The following is a 4,788-nucleotide window of genomic DNA, read 5'->3' as shown; positions in this document are numbered from 1 at the left end:
CTACAGTGAGCGGTATGGTCTTAGAGGTTCCCGTAGAGGTCGGTAATCAAGTTATTGAGAGTAACAATTTTAATGAAGGAACTACGATTGCGGCTATCGCCGATGTTGATAAAATGATTTTCGAAGGTAAGGTAGATGAATCGGAGGTCGGTAAGATCAAGGAAAATCTACCATTGGAAATAACAGTAGGGGCCATCGAGAATAAAGTGTTCAATGCGATATTGGATTACATAGCCCCTAAGGGAAAAGAGGAAAACGGAGCTGTCCAGTTTGAAATCAAGGGGACCTTAAGTAAGAAAGACACTATTTTCATTAGAGCTGGTTTAAGTGCCAATGCATCCATTATATTGGCGAAAGCCGATAGTGTACTATCTTTAAAGGAAGGATTGGTACAGTATGATGACAAGACAAAAAAACCCTTTGTTGAAATAGCAACCGGTGATCAGCAATTTGAGCGCAGAGAGGTTGAGTTGGGTATCAGTGATGGAATCTATGTCGAGGTTAAATCAGGAGTTTCCGAAAATGATAAAATAAAGGTCTGGAACGAGATTAAGCCCGATGAATTCGCCGATTGATTATTTAACATAAAATTTGGAGAAATTCTTGTAACATTTTAACATCTTAGATGTCCTATACACGGATTCCTTTTTAGATATTTCCAAAACAACAAACAAACCAACATGATTGAAATCAAAGACCTTCATAAATCCTATAAAATGGGAAGCAATTCCCTTCACGTTCTTAAAGGCATAAATTTCAAGGCAGAAGCCGGTGAATTGGTCGCTATTATGGGTTCTTCAGGTTCTGGAAAATCTACCTTGCTGAATATTTTGGGCATGTTGGACGAGGCGAATTCAGGCGAGTATATCCTGGATGGTGTTCCCATTAAAAATCTGAATGAGACCAAGGCCGCGAAATATCGCAATAAATTCTTAGGATTTGTTTTTCAATCCTTTAACTTGATCAATTACAAAAGCGCGTTAGAGAATGTGGCCTTACCCTTATATTATCAAAAAATTCCTAGAAAAGAGCGGCAAGAAAGGGCAATGAAGTATTTGGAACAGGTAGGCCTAAAAGAGTGGGCCACCCATTTGCCCAGTGAACTTTCCGGAGGTCAGAAACAGCGTGTCGCCATTGCCAGGGCTATGGCCGCAGAGCCTAAGGTGCTATTGGCCGATGAGCCCACCGGGGCCTTGGACAGTACTACCTCTTATGAGGTAATGGATCTGCTCCAAAAAATAAATGATCTGGGAAACACGATTCTGGTTGTGACCCACGAAGATGACATCGCCCATATGTGTAAGCGTATTATCCATTTAAAGGATGGTATTATCGAAAAAGACGAAAAAGTTACGCAGGTAAGAGCTTCTCAATATGTTTAGTAGAGACAACTGGAACGAAATTTTCCAAACCATTCAAAAGAATAAACTTCGGACCTTCTTGTCTGGGTTTACAGTGGCATTGGGTATACTCATATTTGTTGTGCTCTTTGGTTTTGGAAATGGCTTGATCAATACTTTTGATGAGTTTTTTGGAGACGATGCCACCAACGTATTCTATATTTTTCCAGGACGAACCTCCATGCCCTATAAAGGCTACAAATCCAATCGACAAATAGAGTTCGACAATGAAGATCTCGCCGAGATCAACAAGAATTTTGCACCTTTCTTGGAATATTCAACGCCCAGGATATTCAGAAATGGATTAGTGAAATATAAGGAGGAATCGAATAATTATTCAACGAGAGCTGTTGGTCCTTCCTATCAATTTGCGGAGAAAACGATAATGATGAAAGGTCGTTATCTTAATCTAGAAGATATCAAAAACAAAACGAAGTATGCTGTAATAGGTAGGCTCGTTGAAAAAGATCTGTTCGGTGCCCATGAGTCTATTGGGGAGCATATCGACATTGCTGGGAGTGCTTTTAAGGTTATTGGGGTATTTCAGGATGATGGTGGAGATAACGAGGAGAGAAATATCTATATCCCGTACACAACTAGGCAATTGATTGAGAAGAATACGGATAAATTGGATCAGATTATTGTAGCATTCAAACCAGAACTGGGTTATGCTGGGGCTATGGCTTTTGAAAAGAGCTTGAATGATTTTTTAAGGGAAAAGAAGTATATAAGTCCTACTGATCAAAACGGATTGTTTATTCGTAATGTGGCAGATCAACTGCAACAGAACCAACAATTTGCCCGGGTACTGCAGCTGATCGTGGCGTTTGTGGCCTTTGGTACGATTATCGCCGGGATTATTGGAATCAGTAATATCATGGTGTTCGTGGTAAAGGAACGGACTAAGGAATTGGGCATTCGAAAGGCTTTGGGGGCAACGCCTAAATCAGTAATAGGCACAATTCTATTAGAATCCATATTTATAACGACCATTTCAGGTTTTATAGGGATGATGATCGGAATAGCGATACTGAGTTCATTGGGGGAAAAATTAAAGGATTTTTTCATTACAAATCCCAATATTAATTTGGGTACAGCAATCTTTGCAACGGTTATATTAATAGTTTTTGGTGGTTTAGCAGGGTATATTCCAGCACGACGGGCAGCACGTATAAAACCAATTGTGGCATTAAGGGATGAATAATATGAGCTTCATATTCGACAGCAATACATGGCAAGAGATCTTTGGTTCTATTGGAAAGAATAAGACCAGGACGATAATCACTGTTATAGGGGTACTCTGGGGTATTTTTATTTACATAGCATTATCGGGATCGGCCAAAGGATTGGACAATGGTTTTGAAAAGGCCTTTGAGACCGTAGCGATGAACAGTATGTTCGTATGGGCCCAGAGTACGAGCATGCCTTATGAAGGCTATAAAACAGGTAGGCAGTTGCAATTGAAAATAGGCGATGTGACGGTTTTGGAGAATAGGGTGCCTGAAATCCAAAATATTGTCCCTCGAAATGCAAAAGGGGTATTTGGAGATCCACCAGCTTTGGTTGTAAATGGACAAAAATCAGGAAATTATGCGATATATGGGGATTTCCCTGTTTATACCAAAATTGCGACCAAAAAAATATATGATGGGGGTAGGTTCATCAATGATGATGATATTGAACAGACGCGAAAGGTCTGTGTTATTGGCGAACGAACACAAAACGAGTTGTTTGAAAAGGACGAGGATCCCATAGGGGCTTATATCAGAGTTGATAACATCTATTTTCAAATCGTGGGGATTCATAAATTCACTCCTGGCGGAGGGTTTGAAACGGATAGCGATATCTATATTCCTTTTACAACGTATCGGAAGTTGTACAACACTGGCGATAATGTGGGTTGGCTGACAATAGCCGCTTATAACGATGCTGATGTGGTGCAAGTAGAAAAGGACATTAAATCGATTTTAAAGAGTATTCATAAGGTAGATCCCGAAGATGAAAGAGCTTTTGGTTCATTTAATTTGGGTGAGGTGTTCAATCGTATCATGGGTTTTGCCAAAGGAATGACATTCTTATCCTTGGTGGTGGGTATTGCCACTATTTTGGCGGGAGTGATCGGAATAGGTAATATTCTATTGATATCCGTAAAAGAGCGTACAAAGGAATTGGGCGTGCGTAGGGCTTTGGGTGCAACTCCTTTAGAGGTGAAGTCCCAGATAATTTTGGAGTCTGTGTTTTTGACGGTCATTGCAGGGATCATGGGAATAATTTTAGGGGCAGCTACCCTTAGTTTAATAAACAGTTTTACAGAAGGTGGCGATTTCCCATATGCCAATCCTACTGTGCCTATTCCGTATGTGTTGGGAGCCTTGGCGATCATGGTGATTTTGGGCACCCTGATTGGGTTGATACCCGCGCAACGGGCAGTGAGTATCAAACCGATTGATGCCTTGCGGGAAGAGTAAGAAACAAATAACAAACCAGTATATAAATTAATACACTTTTAAAATGAACAAATATTTAAAGTATTCTTTAATAGGGATTTTGGTGCTAGGGGCACTATGGGCTGCGGCATTCTTTATAAAATCCAATAGTAAATCGGCAATCACCTATGAGACACAGAAGCCATTTATTACGAATATAGAAAAGAAAACCGTGGCTACTGGGAAGGTGGTGCCAGAGGATGAAATTGAGATTAAGCCCCAAATATCGGGTATTATCGAGAAAATATATTTGGAAGAAGGTGTCAAGGTCAAGGCTGGGGATTTAATAGCGCTTATAAAAGTGGTTCCCAATGAACAAGCACTCAACCAAGCAAGAGGTAGGGTTCGCAACGCCGAACTCGCATTGAACAATATAAAGATCGAGTATAATAGGAACAAGGCCCTGTTTGATAAAGGGGTCATATCGAGTCAGGATTTTAACAGCTTACAATTACAGTATGATCAAGCCCAACAAGAGTTGAGCAATGCACAAGCCGACTACCAAATCATACGCAGGGGATCTGCAGGAGGTTCTTCGACGGCGAACACGAATATTCGTGCCACGGTAGACGGTACCATCCTTGAAATTCCTGTGGAGGAAGGGGATCAAGTAATCCAAAGCAATAACTTTAATGATGGTACGACCATCGCCACCATTGCAGATTTGACCAAAATGATTTTTGAAGGAAAGGTAGATGAAGGCGAAGTAGCGAAACTGAAATTGGGTACACCATTAAAAATAAGCCTTGGGGCTGTAGAAGGGAAGGAATTGGATGCCAAACTACGATTCATAGCGCCTAAGGGGGTTGAGGAAACCGGTGCGGTACAGTTCAAGATAGAAGGTGATGTTGAAATACAGGAAGATATTTTTATCCGGGCAGGTTATAGCGCCAATGCATCTA

5 protein-coding genes are annotated in these 4,788 nt (G+C 40.8%); all 5 read left to right on the top strand.

The genetic code is table 11. The annotated features are described in order from the left end of the window. A partial coding sequence (locus tag WBM98_RS16730; RefSeq protein ID WP_424367160.1) for an efflux RND transporter periplasmic adaptor subunit occupies positions 1–575 on the top strand: 575 nt, incomplete at its 5' end. 105 nt (positions 576–680) lie between these two features. Beyond that, positions 681–1,382 carry an ABC transporter ATP-binding protein gene (locus WBM98_RS16725; RefSeq protein ID WP_424367159.1) on the top strand — a complete coding sequence of 234 codons (702 nt, stop codon included), beginning with the start codon at positions 681–683 and terminating at the stop codon, positions 1,380–1,382. Continuing rightward, a complete protein-coding gene (locus tag WBM98_RS16720) occupies positions 1,375–2,604 on the top strand; it encodes an ABC transporter permease (protein ID WP_424367158.1) in 1,230 nt (409 codons plus the stop codon). Before WBM98_RS16725 ends, WBM98_RS16720 begins: the two co-directional genes overlap by 8 nt. A gap of 1 nt (position 2,605) precedes the next feature. Beyond that, the gene (locus WBM98_RS16715; protein WP_424367157.1) at positions 2,606–3,868 is read left to right on the top strand and encodes an ABC transporter permease; all 1,263 of its coding nucleotides are present in this window, start codon (positions 2,606–2,608) and stop codon (positions 3,866–3,868) included. 43 nt (positions 3,869–3,911) lie between these two features. After that, a partial coding sequence (locus tag WBM98_RS16710) for an efflux RND transporter periplasmic adaptor subunit (protein WP_424367156.1) occupies positions 3,912–4,788 on the top strand: 877 nt, incomplete at its 3' end.

The organism is Maribacter sp. (genome assembly GCF_049667165.1).
Taxonomy (GTDB): Bacteria; Bacteroidota; Bacteroidia; order Flavobacteriales; family Flavobacteriaceae; genus Maribacter_A.
Note: the sequence above shows the minus strand (reverse complement) of the source record. Positions and strands in the feature narration are given on the sequence as shown.